The organism is Litoribacter ruber (genome assembly GCF_018449405.1).
GTDB classification, from domain to species: Bacteria; Bacteroidota; Bacteroidia; order Cytophagales; family Cyclobacteriaceae; genus Litoribacter; species Litoribacter ruber.
Genome location: NZ_JAHCMY010000021.1, coordinates 1 through 19,138 on the forward strand (window position 1 = coordinate 1; position 19,138 = coordinate 19,138).

At 37.2% G+C, this 19,138-nt stretch carries 21 protein-coding genes; 7 read left to right on the forward strand and 14 right to left on the reverse strand.

From position 1 onward, the window contains the following. Window positions 1-36: 36 nt before the first annotated feature. The 5 genes from KI659_RS17630 to KI659_RS17650 all read right to left on the reverse strand — a co-directional run bounded on the left by KI659_RS17630 (window position 37) and on the right by KI659_RS17650 (window position 5,918). Entirely contained in the window at window positions 37-1,221 is a 1,185-nt protein-coding gene (locus KI659_RS17630) for a DUF6575 domain-containing protein (RefSeq protein ID WP_213946706.1), read from the reverse strand. Beyond that, the gene (locus KI659_RS17635) at window positions 1,211-1,603 is read right to left on the reverse strand and encodes a hypothetical protein (RefSeq protein WP_213946707.1); all 393 of its coding nucleotides are present in this window, start codon (window positions 1,601-1,603) and stop codon (window positions 1,211-1,213) included. Before KI659_RS17635 ends, KI659_RS17630 begins: the two co-directional genes overlap by 11 nt. A gap of 322 nt (window positions 1,604-1,925) precedes the next feature. Next, the gene (locus tag KI659_RS17640) at window positions 1,926-2,777 is read right to left on the reverse strand and encodes a BAR domain-containing protein (protein WP_213946708.1); all 852 of its coding nucleotides are present in this window, start codon (window positions 2,775-2,777) and stop codon (window positions 1,926-1,928) included. A gap of 100 nt (window positions 2,778-2,877) precedes the next feature. Continuing rightward, window positions 2,878-3,870, reverse strand: a complete 993-nt coding sequence (locus KI659_RS17645; RefSeq protein WP_213946709.1) for a hypothetical protein — start codon at window positions 3,868-3,870, stop codon at window positions 2,878-2,880. Continuing rightward, complete coding sequence (locus KI659_RS17650; protein WP_213946710.1) at window positions 3,870-5,918, reverse strand: phospholipase D-like domain-containing protein; 2,049 nt, start codon at window positions 5,916-5,918, stop codon at window positions 3,870-3,872. The genes KI659_RS17645 and KI659_RS17650 overlap by 1 nt, the downstream gene beginning before the upstream one ends. 376 nt (window positions 5,919-6,294) lie before the next feature. On the opposite strand from KI659_RS17650, the gene KI659_RS17655 reads away from it, so the two are divergent. The 3 genes from KI659_RS17655 to KI659_RS17665 all read left to right on the forward strand — a co-directional run bounded on the left by KI659_RS17655 (window position 6,295) and on the right by KI659_RS17665 (window position 9,154). Next, window positions 6,295-6,513: a hypothetical protein gene (locus KI659_RS17655; protein WP_213946711.1), complete on the forward strand. Its 219-nt coding sequence runs from the start codon at window positions 6,295-6,297 to the stop codon at window positions 6,511-6,513. A 628-nt stretch (window positions 6,514-7,141) separates the two neighbouring features. Next, window positions 7,142-8,662 (forward strand): P-loop ATPase, Sll1717 family, encoded by a 1,521-nt coding sequence (locus tag KI659_RS17660; RefSeq protein ID WP_213946712.1) that lies wholly within the window; start codon window positions 7,142-7,144, stop codon window positions 8,660-8,662. Window positions 8,663-8,986: 324 nt separating this feature from the next. Further along, complete coding sequence (locus KI659_RS17665) at window positions 8,987-9,154, forward strand: hypothetical protein (protein ID WP_213946713.1); 168 nt, start codon at window positions 8,987-8,989, stop codon at window positions 9,152-9,154. 23 nt (window positions 9,155-9,177) lie between these two features. Here the strand turns inward: KI659_RS17665 and KI659_RS17670 are convergent, their stop codons facing one another. Both KI659_RS17670 and KI659_RS17675 read right to left on the reverse strand, forming a co-directional pair. Next, a complete protein-coding gene (locus tag KI659_RS17670; protein WP_213946714.1) occupies window positions 9,178-9,960 on the reverse strand; it encodes an HNH endonuclease in 783 nt (260 codons plus the stop codon). A 58-nt stretch (window positions 9,961-10,018) separates the two neighbouring features. Continuing rightward, a complete protein-coding gene (locus tag KI659_RS17675) occupies window positions 10,019-10,744 on the reverse strand; it encodes an HNH endonuclease (RefSeq protein ID WP_213946715.1) in 726 nt (241 codons plus the stop codon). A 139-nt stretch (window positions 10,745-10,883) separates the two neighbouring features. On the opposite strand from KI659_RS17675, the gene KI659_RS17680 reads away from it, so the two are divergent. Both KI659_RS17680 and KI659_RS17685 read left to right on the forward strand, forming a co-directional pair. Next, entirely contained in the window at window positions 10,884-11,183 is a 300-nt protein-coding gene (locus KI659_RS17680) for a hypothetical protein (protein ID WP_213946716.1), read from the forward strand. Window positions 11,184-11,332: 149 nt separating this feature from the next. Then, window positions 11,333-12,073: a phospholipase D family protein gene (locus tag KI659_RS17685; RefSeq protein WP_213946717.1), complete on the forward strand. Its 741-nt coding sequence runs from the start codon at window positions 11,333-11,335 to the stop codon at window positions 12,071-12,073. A gap of 68 nt (window positions 12,074-12,141) precedes the next feature. Here the strand turns inward: KI659_RS17685 and KI659_RS17690 are convergent, their stop codons facing one another. Next, the gene (locus tag KI659_RS17690) at window positions 12,142-12,531 is read right to left on the reverse strand and encodes a hypothetical protein (RefSeq protein ID WP_213946718.1); all 390 of its coding nucleotides are present in this window, start codon (window positions 12,529-12,531) and stop codon (window positions 12,142-12,144) included. Between the two features lie 156 nt (window positions 12,532-12,687). Further along, a complete protein-coding gene (locus KI659_RS17695; RefSeq protein WP_213946719.1) occupies window positions 12,688-13,371 on the reverse strand; it encodes an abortive infection system antitoxin AbiGi family protein in 684 nt (227 codons plus the stop codon). Between the two features lie 327 nt (window positions 13,372-13,698). On the opposite strand from KI659_RS17695, the gene KI659_RS17700 reads away from it, so the two are divergent. Continuing rightward, on the forward strand, window positions 13,699-14,079 hold the full coding sequence (locus KI659_RS17700; protein WP_213946720.1) for a DUF3427 domain-containing protein: 381 nt from the start codon (window positions 13,699-13,701) through the stop codon (window positions 14,077-14,079). A 119-nt stretch (window positions 14,080-14,198) separates the two neighbouring features. Next, complete coding sequence (locus KI659_RS17705; RefSeq protein WP_213946721.1) at window positions 14,199-14,771, forward strand: transposase; 573 nt, start codon at window positions 14,199-14,201, stop codon at window positions 14,769-14,771. A gap of 109 nt (window positions 14,772-14,880) precedes the next feature. On the opposite strand, the gene KI659_RS17710 is transcribed toward KI659_RS17705, so the two are convergent. The 5 genes from KI659_RS17710 to KI659_RS17730 form a co-directional block, all read right to left on the reverse strand. Next, window positions 14,881-15,720: a hypothetical protein gene (locus tag KI659_RS17710; RefSeq protein WP_213946722.1), complete on the reverse strand. Its 840-nt coding sequence runs from the start codon at window positions 15,718-15,720 to the stop codon at window positions 14,881-14,883. Window positions 15,721-15,823: 103 nt separating this feature from the next. Then, window positions 15,824-16,393: a dihydrofolate reductase family protein gene (locus KI659_RS17715; RefSeq protein ID WP_213946723.1), complete on the reverse strand. Its 570-nt coding sequence runs from the start codon at window positions 16,391-16,393 to the stop codon at window positions 15,824-15,826. A 481-nt stretch (window positions 16,394-16,874) separates the two neighbouring features. Next, window positions 16,875-17,138 (reverse strand): hypothetical protein, encoded by a 264-nt coding sequence (locus KI659_RS17720; RefSeq protein ID WP_213946724.1) that lies wholly within the window; start codon window positions 17,136-17,138, stop codon window positions 16,875-16,877. Window positions 17,139-17,221: 83 nt separating this feature from the next. Next, window positions 17,222-17,503 carry a GNAT family N-acetyltransferase gene (locus tag KI659_RS17725; protein ID WP_213946725.1) on the reverse strand — a complete coding sequence of 94 codons (282 nt, stop codon included), beginning with the start codon at window positions 17,501-17,503 and terminating at the stop codon, window positions 17,222-17,224. 93 nt (window positions 17,504-17,596) lie between these two features. Further along, window positions 17,597-18,511, reverse strand: coding sequence for a pirin family protein (locus KI659_RS17730; RefSeq protein ID WP_213946726.1), 915 nt, complete (start codon window positions 18,509-18,511; stop codon window positions 17,597-17,599). Between the last annotated feature and the right edge of the window lie 627 nt (window positions 18,512-19,138).

Genomic DNA, 19,138 nt, shown 5'->3' on the forward strand with positions numbered 1-19,138 from the left:
ATGCTTGGCTTTACAAGCCGCACGAAAACTTAGTTGTTAGCTGCCGTACTTTTCATAGTTAATCATAAATCTTTTTATTTCTTCGGCTCTCAAAGTTGTCTCAGGTTTGTAAATTGTTTTTATTGTGAACGTGTATGTTTCCTTTCCCATATTCACATAGTCATTCTTAACTTTATCTAAAATTGACAATTCAAATTTCCCTTTAACTGTAACGTCTTCTTCATTTGAATGTATCTTAAATGACGGTTCTCTTGAGTCAATGTCAATTTCTAAAAATATACCTATAATGTTTTCAATATCTTCAATTGTGTCTAAAGTTTCATCAATTATTTCTTTAGCCTTTGTAGCTCTTTCTTTGTCCAAAACACTTGTCAAAATTCTCTTAGTCACAGGATTGGCATATGCTGTATGAAGATTGGCATTGTTTTCAATTATAGCTTTTATAATTGTTGTGTATTCTTTAATATATCTTTCATTAGTCGTCTTGGAAATTAATGTTTCAAAGTCTGACTTTTTTTGTGCGTTTAATAGTTGAATTATCGTCTCCATTACTTCTGTTTCTTTTTCTAAAAACAAATCATTAGAATAGTTTATCTCAATTGTAACACCTAATGAACCTTGTCGGATATTAGAAAATGCCAAAAATCTATCTGCATTGCGATTGTCAAATGAAAGTAATGACTTTATTATTTCGACTATTGGCGTCAAGACTTTATAAATAGCAAAAGGCTTCACACTATTTATTAAATTCTGACTTTGTAAATAAAAATCAAAAATAAGCTTTTGTTTTCTTTCGGAATAGGATAAAATTTCAAATTCATTTAACATTGGTTGGTTAAGCGCATAATTTATATCCACATTATACTCTTCGTCTACCGGATTAATTAAAGAAAAGATGTTTCCTGGCATTAAATAAGCAGAAATTGGTTCACCTTCGGTCAAGCTAAACTCTGCAATATAAATGAACTTGTTTTCAGGATTGGAAAAAGCATTTCTTATTGAAATTTCTTTTTCAAAAATTGAACTCAATCTATCATTACTAACCTGAAGAATTATTCTCTGCTCGGTATCTCCCTTGCTTTCAACAAGATAGCTCAAATAAGAATTTCCAATAACATCTTTTTCGAGAAGAAGTATAGGTTCTTCTCGAAAGTCAAATGCATCTACTACCGTTAAGCTAAGCGGCAGTTCTTGTAAACGATATTTCTCGTCAATCCTCATTTATTGAAGTTACAAAGGAACAATTAAAATTGTTAAAATCCCACGAGTTATAAAACCACGTGCTGAAATGCCCATTACTCGGAGTGTATTCACTTTTGCCGTCAGTTGCCGCCAATTTAAACTGTCCAATACAATTACCTATTGTCTTTCCTCTTTTCGATGCCATTTTAATTGCTTCTCGTGCATTTTCTATGTTGTCATAGAATGATATAGCATAAGCCTTACAAAAGGTTTTATATCTTTTATTATCAGGGTAAAGCTTCACGTAAGGTGTAAAATCATTCTCGCTCGAATTTTCATTTTGAAGAATTCGAAAAACGTCTTGATTTAACTCCGCCGCAGTTGTCGGTGGACAATTTTCAGGTAGTGTTTCTTTCCACATATGTTTTTTTGTATAATGATATTATTATGTAGCAGCTAACTTTATATCTCTATAAGTCCTATGAGGCCCATCCAGCTAGATTAGGAGGAATAAATTCTGACATAGAGGTAGAGTTTTTCAGGCTTATTTTTCTCAAAAATCTATAAACCAGCCTAACCTAATGAAGATATAGATATGAAGACCTCCCCTATTCATTGCTAATCATTTATCCCCTTAAACCCCAGTACATCCTGCTCTGCATCCATCTCCGAGATAAGGGTTCTTTTTTTATATTACATCTCTAGACCCTGACTTTTCCATCCAGTCGGTCCAGAAAAGTCTCCTAAAAAGGCAAATTGTCATCATTCCCAGGTTTATAATCTTCATCGTGACAATGTCCGCAAGGATTAAACCCAAGCCTATCTAATAAATATCCTTCCATTTTAATTTCAGGATTAAACTTTATCCTATAATACTCGATCAGTAATTTTTTTAATAATTTCTTAAAGTTTTCATCATAATACTTCAGCAATTCTTTCACTTCTTCATCGGAAAAACCTGTATCATTATTAGATATTACCTCATCTTTGTATGCAAGGAATGTATACTTTGAGAATTTTTTTAGGATATCTTTATTCTTATCGCTTTTATAATAAAATCGCCCTGCTTCCTTTATTATGCAATCTATTTTTTGCTCTAACTCTCCAATTTCTAGGTTTTCTATACTTGTTGAGCCTGAATTATCTCTACTAATAGCTTTGGGATTAGCCACTATACCCCATCTTGCCTGCAGCCTAGCAACGAATATATCAGGTTTATCTAGTAAATGTTTAACCTCTTCAAACCATTTCCGAAATTCCTCAACTGCTTCTGAGCCTTTTTCTTTTATGTATGAAGGAATTTCATAATTTTGATAATTCGACTGTAACCTTGGACAGCATGAAAAATTATGATAGGCAGGTTGCTGCCCTTCATATACATAGGAATAAGTATCAACTGCTTTATATGGTTGATATATTTCAGAAAAATAACCCTCGGGATCTTTTAATAATTCTTGAATTGCCAAAAGGGCGTTTTCTTCATATCGGCTAAAAAAATAAATTGGAATATGATAGACATTCCCTTTAAGATTAAGCTTTTTTACATCACTTTTAAATATAATTTTATTGGTATTAGCTAATGTTATAAATGCCATAATTGTCTATATAAATTTTCGAAACTTCTATGGTGAGTCTATTTCCTAACTCTATAATCGCAGTTCCCTCCTGAAAATTAATTCCAATAGCCGATATTTCTTACCTCACCCCCATAAACCCCAGGATCTCCTGCTCTGCATCCATCTCCGAGGTAAGGGTTCTTTTCATCTTGAATCTTTTGACTCCTGACTTTTCCATCCAATCGGTCCAGAACAATTCTAGAATTTCATAATCCGTCGGATATACAGTGGCATTACCTGCATGATCCAATGACCTGTCATTGAATTCAAGGGCTAATATCTCCACATTTTCCAGGATTGGATTATCCACTGGCACTATGCCGTAGCCATTTTTCTCGAAGAATTGCTTCAAGTCACTTTCACCGGACCTTTTGAAAGCATTCCTGAATTCCTTGATTCGGTTGGAGCTTAGATAATAACATTGATTTCCCTCTTTACAGCCTTGTTGCCCAAACAAACCGGCTTCTATATATCCGTCAGTCAATAAAAACATCACATTCTTATAGTTGTGATGATATTCGATATTGTTATGGGAATTTACCTCTCCAGAAGTAATAATCGATGAGTTATCCAGCCCTTTGAGATAGGTCCATATATCAGCTCCAAAATTATTTTTCTCAGCGGTACTGTGAATCTTTTCATACTCAGCCATAAATTTCTCCCTGTCTTCCTGCAAGCTCCGCTCTGCCCTGCCCTTGATATAATCCATGCGCTTACCTTGATTTTTAAATTCACCAAAGTTAAGTTCAAGCTTATTAGTCTCTACACCATATTTAGTGATAAGGTTTTTGTTGATGAAGTCAAAACGAACCCTATCCTTTTGACTTTCCGACCGGTTGGCACTGTTCAATATTTTGGGGTACAGGTTTTTCAATACCACCTCTGCAATCTGAAGGTCCTTAAGGGGCTTCTGACGTATTGAGAAGTCTACCCGATTTGAAAGGTCCGGAGCGATGATAATGTTGTAATGCTGGGTACGAAAAACCTTGGGTTCCGACTTCTCTTCGTCTGCATTACTAGAACAGGCCCAAGTAAAAAGACCTAAGCAAAAAAGACTTAAAACTCTCTTCATTATTTTAAAATTCTGGTATCAATCAACTTCTTTTCTACCCTTTCGACCTTCCACTTTCGGGCTTCCTCCAGTGCCTTTTGGCCTTTCTCCATGGCAATGTTTACATTATATTGATCATGCAGGTAATTGCTCCATCCTTCCAGGTAAATGTTGATCCGGTCATTGATGGAGTCAATGGATATAGGAAGAATATCATTGTCTATATGGGAGGAATAGATGGTGGTAATCCTTTCTATGTTTTGGATCCTGATGTTCAGCTCCGCTTTGATTTTTTCGATTCGATTGGCCTTTTTCGAAGGCAAAAACTCCTTGGTTGAAGTTAGGGTTTGAATCTCGTTCTTAACAAATAGGATCTCATTGTCCTTCAAAATCAGCTCTTCCTGGAATTCCTTGATTCTCTCCCTATGCTGATCGATATCGCCCTGCTTTTGTTGGGCAAGGGCCATTTTCTTTTGCTTGTCCAAATCGCTGTCCCGGCTCTCAAATATCTCAATAAACCTTTTATAGAGATATTTAAACATTATCAGCCCAAAAGCACCAAAAACAAAGACCAAATAAAAGTTTGTGTCTTGGTATGAATGGGTCCAATGCCAAATCTCATCTACTCTACCTAACTCATAATTAATGTTATGAAGTGATTCAGCTACTTTATAAGCAATAGAAACATCTACAATCACAACTCCTGAGAAGAAGGCTAATTTTTTAAATTTGTCAATTAATCTATCACATATAGATATACCTAAAGGAATAAAAACAAACAATAAAATAAAAGCCAATGAAACCCATCCCCTTTCAAAAGCGAGGCTTATCGCATTGGGGTTAAAAATTTCGGGAGGGGGAACTGGAGCGTCATTCATTCTAGCAAGCTTAAAATCTTCCTCTCCAAAAACTAAAATATAGGCTGCCGAAGAATAAAAAATAAACAAATAAGCCAAGGTTCCAAACAGGAAAAGACCATAGGGAATGGCATTGAAAAGTTTGATCTTTGGTTTTACAAACTCTATTTGAAGGGCTTGGATACTTTCCTTTAAGGACACTATTTTCTGCTCCAAGCTGGAAATCTCTACTTCCTCAATTTCCTTTTTCTCATTTTCGAGGGTTTCGACCTGGGTTTTGGTCGTTACAATCCGAGAAATCAGATACTCATCTAGACTAGCCATGTCGATTTCCAAAGTATTGAGTTGCAGCTCAGCCTTTTCCTTTTCTGCATCTATACTCTTTATTTCCTCTTCCTTGATCTTGGATTTTAGGCGGTTCTTTTTATCCTCAACCACATTAATGTCGTTGATAAAAACCGAGTAAACGCTATCCAATGCGCTGCCTAAGACCTGGTGGTCACCGTTATTGGCCTTGGACCTTTGATAGCCTTCCTCCTTGAGCTTCCCTCTATCGAAATTACTGACTTCCGCGGCAATCATCTGGTCCAGTATCAGCTCATACTCATGTTTCCGGGGTGTAAACTTCTCCTCTTCCTTTTTACTAATCGGCAGAACCTCTTCACCGGAAGATGAAATAGCTTTTTCCTTCCCTTTCGGCAACATACCCTTCAACAGATTTTTAATGAACTTATTTTGCGGCTTGACCTCCTCAGTACTCCCTTTTATTTTGTTGAAATGCTCCACATATTTTCCAATGATTTCGTGAAGGGTACTGATGAAAATGCTCTCATCATTGTTGTTCTTAGCATTGACAGACCAATTGTAGGTTCCGGAGATAGCGATCCTTCCATCTATAACACAAAACTTCTGGTGCATGATGCCAAAACCTGATTTCTTGATTTTCATCACAATGCCTCCCAGGTTCTTTAACCCTGAAAAATCTAGTTTTTCATTGGCCGAATTATCAGAAAAAATCACCTCTACCTTAACGCCTTCCCTAGCCTTCTCCTCTAGCGCCCCAAGAAGCGAAGGATCTGTAAACCACGCTGTGGCTACATAAATATAATTTGTGGCTTTAGCCAACTCATCCAAAATCCGCTGATGGATGGCTGTATTGTCAAAAATAACCTCTTGATCCAGAGGTTGTGATACTCCATTCAAATAATCCATAATCTGTAGAGAAATTTTATTGCTCCAAGATTAAAGAATTAATTTGACTAAAAAAATACCATGATCAGGGTATTTTGCAAGATGATAAGTAAAAAAGCTAAGTTTTCAATTGAATTATTATATTTTACTTATATTTTTATATTTGAGAAATAGCGGTAGACCCGATGGTGATGTGAAAAAGAGGCTGTTATTTTAGAAAAATAGTGGCAAAGAAAGTGATCTGAAGTTGCGGATCTGTTTAAACCGGTACTGGTGGAAAAGGCAATCCGAAATTATCCAGAAGATGGTATATCTTTCCTCACCTAAAAAGCCTATGGAATCTGAATTATTATGTTTACCTTATAAACATATTAATGTCAATAAAATAAACACCCACATGGATACCATGGAAAAAGATCTGCTCGATCTAAAAAATCGCTGTGAGACTAAGCTTAAAACGCTCTACGGATGGCAAAAGCTACCTTATGATCGGATCGTAAAAGGAAAAGGAATAATCTCCACCATAGAATTAACACTCCAATACATGAATGATGGCAATGAAGATGGTAAGCAGAGGTGTCTAAAAGAGCTTAGGGATATGGGATTTCAATTATGATCCTTCAAGCCAATTTCCAACAACAATTTATTGTATCCCAAGCCTTTAATTCTTATATTTCATAAGCATTACTTAATACGGCAAAGTTGTGACCACCCTCCAGTGAGTAATTTGAGCCCTCCGAGAGATCGGGGGCTTATTTTATGAACTTCACTCTTAAGAAATACATCCTTACAACATTAGTTATCTACCTTTACTCTTCTACAGCTACTAAATCAGTAAAAACATACTTATCTTTAGGAACCAAGAAATAATAGGATAAATATGAACAGATATTTAATGAACAGCTAGTCCCAGCCGAATAGCTATCCTGCAGAGCAAAGAGAAAGGCGTCGATTATTTCCTTCCTAATATCAATCCGTGATTTACCACTATTCCTGCCACACAGCATAAATAGGAGCTATGCAGATTTACAGGAGAGCCGAAGGCTGTGTTCAATGTAGTTCGGAGTGTCATACGTGGTAAAAGATTATAGTTTAAAGGACAAAGAGAAGGAGATAATGTCTCAATTACATTTTTTACCTTTGGAGATTATTTGTCTACTACTCCTAAATCAAGTCAAAACACCAGAGTGGAGTTATCGTTGGGAAATAATATTACTTTAAAACAAATAAATTAATATATAGAAATGGGAATATTATCAAAATTCAAAGAAAACCAAAAAAAAGGAACTACAAGAGGCTTTTATTTCGGATCAACTGAAGCAGAGGGAGAAAATATTGAGGGACAGAGTTTAGTAAATTATTTTGAAGATTATTTAAATATCCTGCCGTTATTAAGAGAAGGTAGGTTTATCTTCCTAGGAAGAAAAGGAGCTGGAAAAAGTGCAATAGCAAAATACATAAAAGATACTTCGGATAAAGAAACTGACTCCTATGCTTCACTAATAAAAATGCAAGATTTAGAATTAGAAAAATTAATTCAAAACGACGCTTTCAACGACTTTGAAAATAAGGAATTAGTAATTTTTGAATGGTTAATTCTGGTTCAACTAATAAAGTTATTTATTAAAAATGACTCCGCAAGATACACTAGAGAGTACCCAAAGTTAAAAAAATTTATAGATAAAAACTCTGGAATAGTTAATATTGACAAATATCAAATCAAACAAATAATTGAAGACAAGAATTTCGAGGTATCTTTTGGACCATTAAAGCATATTTTCGAGGGAGTATTTAAGAATCATTTTGGAACAAAAATGGAAAAAGCTCCATTTCACCAATTAATTCCTCCCTTACGAGAAATTGTGGAAAAAATAGTTAAATATGAAGTTAATCGGGACAATGAGTTTTGGCTCCTATTTGACGATCTCGATATAACATTTCAGGAAAACGAAATTCAGCAAAAGATGATAACAGAATTGCTGAGAATTAGTAAAAGATACAACAATGAAATTTTAACCGGAAGCAACTCTAAAATAGTTGTATTTTTAAGAGATGATATAAAAAGGAAAATTGAATCACTTTATCCAGATACGGGAAAACTTTTTACAAGTTATGAAATAATAATAGATTGGTATGACCATGAAACATTCAAATTAGATGAAAATGTAACAAATCTCAAAAGCTTTATAAACCGAAGGATTGAATACAACTTTCTTAAAAACAATATAAGTTACAACAAGGATAACCCTTGGGAATCCTTAATTAAGGAAGATTATTATGAATACCAAAATAAAACATCTTTTAAATATTTGATTGATTTTACATTTTATAGACCTCGTGACCTAGTCTTATTCTTTTCTAAAATCGGCCATAGGGACTACCTATATCCACTAACACCAGACACCTTTAAATCTCTTTTAAAAAAATACATTCAATCAAATATTATTGAAATAAAAAATGAATTAGGGCTTAACTTTAAACAGAATGAAATCAATGAACTGTTTGATACGGTATTCCCTTACATAATTAAACACCCACACTTAACAAAGCAGAAGTTGTGCGAAACCTTAGACGAAAAATGTTTTTCAGAAAAAAGTAATCAAGTTTTTCAATCTTTAAAAGATTATGCCCTTATAGCCTTCAAAAGTTCACAAGGGAAATTATTCTTTGAACATAGAGGTGAAATAATAACGGATGAAGAAAGTGACAAATATTTCATAACTTTACCAAAATGTATTTACCATTACTATGTAGACATAAATTAATTCAAAGAGTATTCCACCCTCAGCTTATTTAATAACAATTCCAAGGACCGATAAATGTGGGTAGTAATTCAAGTATGGCGGGTCCACTTCAAACCTCATTGTATATTGAACCTGAATTAAGAAAAATTAAAAATATAGAAAAGAAAATGGCCTGACATCACGCGTAAACATGCAGAGAAACTTTTTGTATTAAACTAGCTAAGGAAAGTAGGCTCGCATTAGTGGGATTATTGGTTCTACTTTTGGCTCCGTTTGACCGAAATTGCTGGCATAGGCAGACAGAAATATCCAAATGCCTTAAAAACGTTATTCCGACCAATTACTATGAAAAATCCACACCAGTTCAGCATCCACTCATGCAAAGCTGACCACAATCATCCCCTTCTCCACCATTTCCAAAAAAGCCATCAGCAGCACCGGCTTATGTGGTGCAAGACCGAATTTGGTGGAGCCGCGCTTGAGGGAGGAGAAGGCGTGGAGGTATGTGGATAGCTGGTGAGGCCATTATTTTGGCCTCAGGTGAAGGAATGAGCATTTTTCAGGCTATTTCGTTCTTTAACTTTTTGAGCGAATACCCTTTCCAACTCTTCGGCATTTATTCCAAAATGAGCTTCCCTATGATGATTTGGACAGAGGGCTATTACATTATCTACAGTATCCTTTCCCTTTTTGGCTAAGCCAATTATATGGTGAGCTTCCAGATAGTTCAATCCACCTTCCATTTCAAATGATCCGTTACCACAGTATTCGCATTTCCCATAGGCCTGTTTAATTACGTGATTTCTTACTTTCTGATCTCTCTGAACTTGAAAGCCAATACTTAAAGCTCGGTCGGGAGAATGATTTCCCACAGGGATAAAGTCGAGATCCCTAATTCCATTTTTCCTCTTTTTTTCCTTTTTGATTGAGGAAATTTGTGTCAAGCAATTAATAACACCTTTCTTTTTAACAAATATCCCTTTCGAGTTCTCATATATTTTAAGCTTGACAAGCTCATGGTCATCAATTCTCTTGATACTCCTAGGGCTTGCAGTCACGTCTGCAGCGTAACATATAATTCCTCGAGCAGGAATTTTTTTGGCAATCGCATTCCTTAAGACTTTCTTAAGATCCTTAGCTCCCAGTTGGTCATTCAGGTACCCATCATTTTCATATAAATGCCAAATATCTCCGTCCTTCCTTTCATCTTCCCAAAGTGTAAAAACAGCGAGAAATTCACTCTGGGCACACCAGGCCCACCGGGGATTTGCAGGTACAACTTCTAATGCTTCAAAAACTTTATTTCGTGTTTTAGCCATTATTCCAGTTCTCTTATATAGAAATAACCCAACTTTTATTGTGTGCTTGGGTGTCAAATTAATTCCTTAAAATATTTCTTATGTCGCCGACATCCAACACGTGAAGGCTTCGATGCAGCATTCTGTGGCAATTAGAACAAACAAGTGCAAGATCCTTTAGGGATGTCTCAGATTCATCCTCATAGTCATACAAAGGTGTTCTATGGTGACATTCTATGAAACCGGTTCCAAGATCGCCATACTTAACCTGGAAATTGAAATCACATGCCTCACAATCCAGAGATCCATATTTTTTTAAATGTGTTTTTTTCTTCAGCGTGATGAGCTTATTATCCCTTTCTCGATAGCGGTGCAGTTTATATAGAACTTTCCCCTCAGTAAAGACAATGTCCTTTTCATCAACCTCCTCGGGAATCAGATAAAGCTTTTGAGTCAATGAGGAATTGCTGACAGTGGTTCGGATGGCATTAGCGATTTTTCTGAGCTGAATTTGGTTTTGAAAAAACTCCAAAAAAACTTCCTTATCCAGTTTGCTGAAAGATTGCATACCCTTACCTGTATATGAAGGGTCTATAGCTAAGAAGTTACTAAGCTTTAATCCTACTCCATTAGGATTTCTAAACTTAGCTTCATCTGGTCTTACATCAAAAATAGGAAGTCTATTAAGGACTTCTGAAAGTTCAATAACAGCAGGATTTCTACCATGTATTTGCCCAGGCTCCAGTTGAAAGTAAAGGTCCAATGCTAAAATTATTTCATCCCTATGCCATTTCGGATTCCGCATGTGGAAAAATACCTAAAATCAGGTAAAAACCCAAAACACATTTATTCAATCTAGCCAAAAAACCAAGTCAATTGATGTCCGTATTTGAGAAGGCTGTAATACATTATTTATTTTTATACTCAACTAAATTCTAATCTAAATGAACATCCGCTTTCACTACCTTTACCGCGATGCCGGCAACTACAAACAGTTTGGCTCCGTGGTGGTCAGCAATCCCGAAGGCTTTACCCTGGAAGCACTTGACCTTTTCCTCAAGGCCCACCTGAGCCAGGAGGAGTTTTTCGTCCCCTCCAATCTTGGCCTGCCTGGCCTTCACTCCTCCCCCTACGACCCCTACCTGGACCACGAATGGCACCAGTATGAAGAGCTGGAGTGGACGGAGGAGGAAAAGCGGAGGTTGAAGGGTTTTGGGTCTCCTTTCAGTCAAATTTCCATTTGAGATTGGTAATGTTAATCTCACACGTGACAGGCAAAAAAATACCCTAATCACGGTATTGTAGTGAGGAATAATTTAGTGTAGATTGGAAGCGAAATAATTTAGCGAGTTAATAACCTTGAGTTAATGAAAGTAAAACCAAATAAAAACTAATGGCAAAATTTTTAAACACAACGGGGGTTTCTTATCACTTAGAAGTACTGATAAAGAAAACTAAAGATAGATTAATATTAGTAAGTCCTTATTTACAGTTTAGTGATAGAGTAAAAGAGCATTTGAGCAACTTGAATATCCAGAAGCATGACATCCGGATCATTTACCGTGAAAACAAACTGCAAGTGGATGAGAACAATTGGCTGGAAGAACAAGTCGGTATCCGAACCAGCCTTTGTAAAAATTTACACGCCAAATGCTATATCAATGAAAGTGAAGCTATTATTACTTCAATGAATTTATATGAGTTTTCCCAACAGAATAACAATGAAATGGGAATTCATTTTACAAAAGAGGAAGATCCTGAGCTGTATGAAGATACAATGGCAGAGGTCCAGCGATTGTTAACTATAAGCGATGAAATAAGGGTAACTGTTAAAAAGGTCCCGTCAGAATCGAACTCCAATCCCGAAACCAAAAGCTTTGAGAGAAAGCCACAATATTCTAACTCCAACCAAATCCCAATGGGATATTGCATTCGAACTGGTATGTCTATACCTTTTAATATAGATAAACCTTTAAGCTACCCTGCCTTTCAAAAATGGAATGAATTTGGAGATCCAGACTACCCAGAAAAATTCTGTCACTATTCAGGTGAAAAATCAAACGGCGAAACAAGTGTAAGTAGACCCATCAAAAGGCAATATTGGAAAGAGGCCAAAGGGATTTTTAATTTTTGAAAAGGGAGGATTTTCCTCCCTTTTCATTTTTTCAGAAGGGTAAATTGCCATCCAATTTTGAAACTTTTTTATTCATTTGGGGTCACTAGTAAACTTATAATATCGCTTTTAACTTTTATTTGTCGAAATGAACATTCGATTCCATTACCTATACCATGAAGCAGCCAGGTGGTCGTATCAATGCCAGAAGGGCTATACTTTGAGGAATTTGATCTGTTCCTAAAATACACCTCATCCAAACAGAATTCTTCGTCCCCTCCAATCTTGGCCCGACCAGCTTTCACAGCTCCCCCTATGATCCTGACCTTGACCACGAATGGCACCAGTACTAAGATCTGGTGTGAAAGGAGGATCCGGATGATGTAGAAGGGTTTTGGGAAAAAGTGAAGGAGAAAGGAGGGTTGAGAAGGGGTGGGGAAGGATAAATTAGGAAATAGGAATCTTTTAAAATATCCCAATACTTAATTCCTCAATCTTAATGCATAATTAAGGATTGTTTCCTCCCAAAAGGGCCTGTGTTGAGAGATGTTTCCCAACCAATGCTGCTTAGTTTTATAAAATCCATTCCCTTCGCAAGAGAAACTAAAAAAATTTAAAATCATTAAAAGTAGGAACTAGAAATCTCTTTCTATCTGTCCAGCAGTCATTATTTTAGCAATCAGGTTTTCAAACTTGTTTTTTCTGTGTGTGCTAGCTATTTCCCCAAGTTCCATTATCATTCTGTTAAAATCTGTTTCTTTTTCTATGATAATGTACTCTATTGCATTGAGGTCAAGTTTCATTCTTTCGCCATTTTGTTTAGAATAAGAAGTTTCTACATTTGCTTGACTACCAAAGCACACTTCAATCAAACTGTTATCAGGTATGAAACGCCACTCTCGCTCATCATAAAACTTCTTCTTTTTCTCTTTCCCGTCTTTATATTGCTGATTGCCATAATACTGCTTCAAATAAGGCAAAAGGTACTTTTTTTCGTATTCTGTAAGATCTATTTTTTTATTTACAAGATTTTTTACAAAATTATTTTCACTTGTCACATACCAGACAGGTTTTACACCTCTTTTCCTAGCATAGCTTCTTTTAATCCCAATACCATATCGGCCATACCAATCAAAATGCTCGCTAATTAAACTCAACGGAATATCACAGAAACAAGCCATTGGAACTCGATAACCATTATTTCTAAGTGGGAGTTTTTCATAGGTATTATGGCAGTAGAATCCATTTTTAAGATTGTCTACTAAGTGGTCAATATTATCTGTGAAATTAAAAAGGGTATTTGAACTTATTCTGGCCATTATAAATTTTATTTGTTTAGAGATACTGTAGAACGGACTCCAATTCTTTACGATGGTTTTATTTCAGCCAATGATGAAAATTCGTTTATAGTATTATCAGGAAAATCATTTCAAATCATATGTAATAATATGCCAAGGCTAAACAAGGCCTAGATGAAAATCTTGAAAACCAACAGGCCTTGCTAAAGATAATCTTTTTACATCGTTAATATTTACTAATGAACACACAAATTGGTCCTGATCAAAAATATTATCTTTCAATCGGTATTCAGCCACTCCATTATTAAATAAATAACGAACCTCACAACCTGAACTGACCGGGAGGGGGTGGCAGAAAACAAGGAGCTGAACACCGAGCTGCTGTTTATCGACCTGATTAAATCCGAGCAAAACTTCTCCCCCACCACGATGTATAATGATTATGCCATCCGCGAGGACCTGTTCCACTGGCAGTCGCAAAACGCCGCCCGCCCCGACACCGGCAAGGGCCTGAGCTACATCCGGCACCAGGAGGACGGTAAGCACATCCTGCTGTTTATCCGGGAACAGAAGAAGGACGAGTTTGGCAACACCATGGGCTACGTCTTCATCGGCGAGGGCAATTTCCAAAAATCCACCGGCTCCAAGCCCATGAACATCCAGTGGGCCCTGGCGGAACCGCTGCCGCATTACCTGTGGAATGCATCGGCTAAATTGGCGCTGGGGTGATGGTAGGGGCGAAAAATTTTTCGCCCCTACCATCACCCCTACCACGTTATTATCATCAATAATTCTTATTTTTATACAAGGTATTGCTAACTATTTTTCACCACATCGGCTATTTTTTTTTGAACCGAAAACAGCGAAAGTCCACGAGATTAAAAGGGTTTGATTATGCCAATCCCGGTTATTATTTCCTAACCGTCTGCACCTACCAGCGCGAACACCTATTTGGGCGCATTGAAGATGGGCAAATGAAATTGAACGGTGCGGGGGAAACGGTAAAACATTGCTGGTTGGATATCCCCCTACATTTCCAACATGCTGTTCTGCACGAACATGTCATTATGCCCAACCATATTCATGGGATAATTGAATTGGTACCGATAAATGGGAATGATGGGATCCCGTCCGTAGGGGTGAAAAATTTTTCACCCCTACGGACGGGATCCGACCCTGTGCCTTTTGCGTCACCTACAAAAACCATCGGTTCCATCATCCGTGGATTCAAGATTGGCGTGACCAAATGGTTTAGGAACGAAACCGACATTTACAACCCCTGGCAACGAAATTACCATGACCGGATTATCAGGGATGAGGGGGAATATTTGAGGATATCCAATTACATCAGAAATAACCCGATGAATTGGGAGGAGGATGAGTTCTTTGGGTCTACTAAGGACACAAAACTGCCTAGATAGCAGTCAGGGTTTTAAAGGGGTATCACTAAGCTTTTTAAGGGAGCAACGAGAAAATGAGGGAAACGGACACGAAGCAACCTTGACGGCTTTCCTGGCGGAGGGATGGCAGTCAGGGTGCCTTTATTAGCTTAACGCTACTGTTGCTGCTTGTTTGCCAAACCAAACCAATAAAGTATCCTATAATAGGCGAAATCCCATAGCCCATCAGCATCACGGGGAAATGTCCAAAAATAGTGGCAATCAATAAAATGGAATAGTAGATGGCCAGGGTAACAGACAGGTCATTTCTTTTGAAGAGAAACGGAAGTAATAACAAAAGCAAGGATCCGATAGATAAAACGTAGAAACCCATTGAAATTTCTTTTGCTAAAGCAAGGATGTTTTCCACATATCTAACCGGCTCTAGGTTATCCAGGTTATACCAGGCGTAACCTATCATGATCAGGCAACACAGCAAGAATAATAGGTTGATGTGTTTGAATTTCCTGTACAGTAAAAAATAACCGGAGATGGAAAAAGCCGAAACCAGAGAAGCATCTGGTTGGAATAAAAAGATCAAGGTAATTAGCATGCTCAAGGCAAGGGCAAGTGTACGATTGTTAATCCTTGAAAGCTGAATCAATATTAAAGGAGAAACTATTAAGCCAATGTTTAATTGAAAAGAATTGAGATTAATCCAGCGATGCACATTCATAATCCCATTGTCCAAAAAAGTGCATAAAAGCAAAAGTATTGTAACAGCTATAACCATTACGGGATGGATATTGGTTGTTAGGTTTGGCTTCTTATGAAAATACACTGCCATAATGATCCCAAGGCATACAAAAACAAGGTTTAACAACCACAGATGGACTGGCACCTCATAATACCTCATCACCAAAACCCCTAGAATTGTTGCTGGCAGAGGCACAAGAAAGTCAATGGATGATATTAAACCAGATTTTTGCATTTTAATAATATCTTGATGGCGAACACGAACCCCGCCTATTGGGTAAGAGCTGTCATGCAGTCGACTATCTCCTTTTTATACTTGTGTCGCTATTTTGATTATGTCAGTTTTTATTGTTTGAATATTTCAAGATAACTCCACCTGTATCAAGTTGCTGTGTTGAGATTAAAGATAAGTTCTTGGAAATAATGCCATTCCTAAAAAGTGGCCTTCCACTACCCAAAATAACAGGTGCAATACCTATACGGTATTCATCAAACAGGTTGTCGTTTATCAATGTCTCTGATAGGTTTGCACTGCCAAAAACATACATGTCTTTTCCACCTTGCTCTTTTAGTTTCCGGATTTCATCTGAAGCGTTATCACTAATAATTGTCGTGTTGGTCCATTCGGCCGATTTTAAGGTCTTGGAAAAAACAAGTTTGGGTATGCTATTCATAAGTCGGGCAATTTCCGGTTCGGAAGTTTCGGCTTCTGCTTTTGTCCAATATGCAGCCATACCTTCATATGTCACCCTGCCAAAAACGAGGTAATCCGCAGATTGAAGTTGTTCAAGGCTTAATTTTTCAAGTTCTTTTCCCCAAATAACATTATGAAACGATAAATCCCACTTTTGATCACCTTCAAAATATCCATCAAGGGTCATTACGTTCCACATTATAAGTTTTCTCATTCTTTTCATATCTGATTTTAGGAAAAATTAGAAAGGGTTTATTGGTTGTGTCTCGTTACATTTTATCCATTACAGGCACATCCTTTTGGTTTGTAGCAATTATATTCACGGGATATGCATGAATCTCCACAGGCTTTTCCTTTCTTGCAGATCTTGCAGCAATTTACGCTGTAAATTGGAGTGATATTTTCATTTGATAAAGGATTGGCGCTAAAGCCAGAAAACATAATAAAACCCACCATGGCGGTAGTATACAGGTATTTTCTCATAAAATATTAATCAACTTTTACTTTTGAATACGGTTATTAGTTTGCTTTTCACTTATCCCAACCTTTCAAAAATGAGGAATTGTTGAATACGAAAAGAAATCATCTTAAAAATAGTGTTTTTTCCTAATATTTTTAAGGTGGAAAAATAAAGCTAAACATATTAAAGGGACAGAACCAATGGCTCTATATTTATACTGAAAATTTGTCGAAAATTAATTCTTAAAAACCCTTTCCTTAGGCCATTCAAGGTTATCCCTTGAGGGATAATACTTCTGTTCATTAGGCAATTGTATCCGTTGTCCTCCTTGCAGGGGCGAAAAATTTTTCGCCCCTGCAAGGAGGACATTCAGCACATACACCTCTACCTTGACTATTTTGAAGGGAACCATAGGCTCATTGAGGATATATTCCTTCAGTTTCTCACCAAAAACCACAATAATAGTGGGCTCATTTTTATTTTCGGTTTTTGCCTTCATGTTTTAGCTTTTAAGGTTTACACTTCTACCTCTTACATATTAGCGTAGTGTTTGGACTCAGTAAAACGCTGATAAATCTTTTATCATTTCAATACATCCCTGATGTCATCCGACTTTCTGAAAATAGATGCCGCAAATGGGCACAGGGGAACAATCTTAATATTTTTCTCTCTGGCCATTTCTACGATTTTATAAAGCATTTGCTTGCCTACACCTTTACCGTTAAATTCAGGATCAACATCTGTGTGATCTATGATAATTAGGTTTTTGCCAGCAATAGAATAGGTCATCATTCCTACACGTTTATCATCTTCACGTGACATAGCAAAGCCTTTTGTTCCATCATCTTTTAATAGTATTTCCATTTTAGTGTCTTTATACTGATTGATTTATAAGAGGGATAACTTTTGTACCGATCAATTCAATGGATTTTAATAAGTGGAATAAATAACAAAAGATTAGGAAAGTGCATTGGGAGGAGGACTACCCGCTGGCCTGCTTTTATCTTCAGGCAAAGGAACATATTCTTTACTGTCCATGGGGGGTAAAACGATACGCCCTTGTTTCCAATCCTCTTTGGCCTGTTCAATCCTGTCTTTTCTACTGGAAACAAAGTTCCACCATATATATCTCTCACCTAGATGTTCACCACCCAGCATCATCAAGGTGGTCTGTTCTTTGGCTACAATCTTGGGATCAACACCTTTGGTGAAAACCAGTAACTGTCCGGCAGAGTAAATAAAGCCATTTACTTCGGCGCTACCCTTGACAATGTAGGCTCCGCGTTCGCTATGCCCAATAGGTAAGCCGAAATGAATACCCTTCTCCAATACGACATGTAAATAGAACATGGGGGAATGTGTTTTGACATTGCTTTTCAAGCCATAGGCATCTCCGGCAATCAATCGCATCCAAACACCTGTATCCGTAAATACCGGCAATTGTTCAGGTTTATAGTTATTAAAGGACGGATCATTTTCTTCATCCTTTTCGGGAAGCGCTACCCAAGTCTGTATCATTTCCAGTTCTCCTCCCGCCAGCATAGCAGGATCTTCAAACCGTTCGCTATGTGTAATGCCTTTTCCGGCAGTCATCCAGTTTACTTCTCCGGGAGTTATCACCTGCTCTATTCCTAGACTATCCCGGTGAGTCACATTTCCGCTGAACAAGTAACTTACGGTCGATAAACCAATATGGGGATGAGGCAAAACATCCAAGCTACTGATAGATCCCTGCGGCATATTTAATGGGCCGCCATGGTCCATAAAAATAAATGGTCCAACCATCCTCCGAAGCTGATATGGAAGAATACGTTTAACTGCAAAGCCTTGGGCTATTTTAGCCTCTCTCGCTTCTATAACAATATCTAGCATAATCAATAATTAAACAATAAACTCTTTAAAACATCTCTGGTAACCAAATATACAAGTTCTATTTCAGTTCACAGTAGTGTTTATTTTTTCTGAGCGGTCTTTTTTTAGCGTCAAACTCAGTACCTACCCTATTGTTGAAAGCAGGTCGAAGGCAGAAACATTGTGCCTTTAAAAACTTCAAAACATAATTAAACGGTTGCAGGCAAAGCAAGCGGATACTAAGACTTATAATTTCTTAGCAAAACCAAACCCTCATCCTACGCGTCGCTTGCGATTGCTAAACTCCTAAACCAGGCCGCAGGCCGACTAAACTTCTAAACATCCTTCATCCATTAATCAGTCCTCGTGGGACTCTAGCCCAGCGATTCCAAACAGGACATTAAACCCTTACACCAAAAAACGTTGCGCTCTTTGCGTTTTCCCTTTGCGCGCGTGGCGTGAAACCAAAGCCTCATCCTACGCGTCGCTTGCGATTGCTAAACTCCTAAACCAGGCCGCAGGCCGAATAAACTTCTAAACATCCTTAATCCATTAATCAGTCCTGTTGGGAATATAGCCCAGCTATTCCAAACAGGACATTAAACCCTTAAACCAAAAAACGTGGCGCTCTTTGCGTTTTCCCTTTGC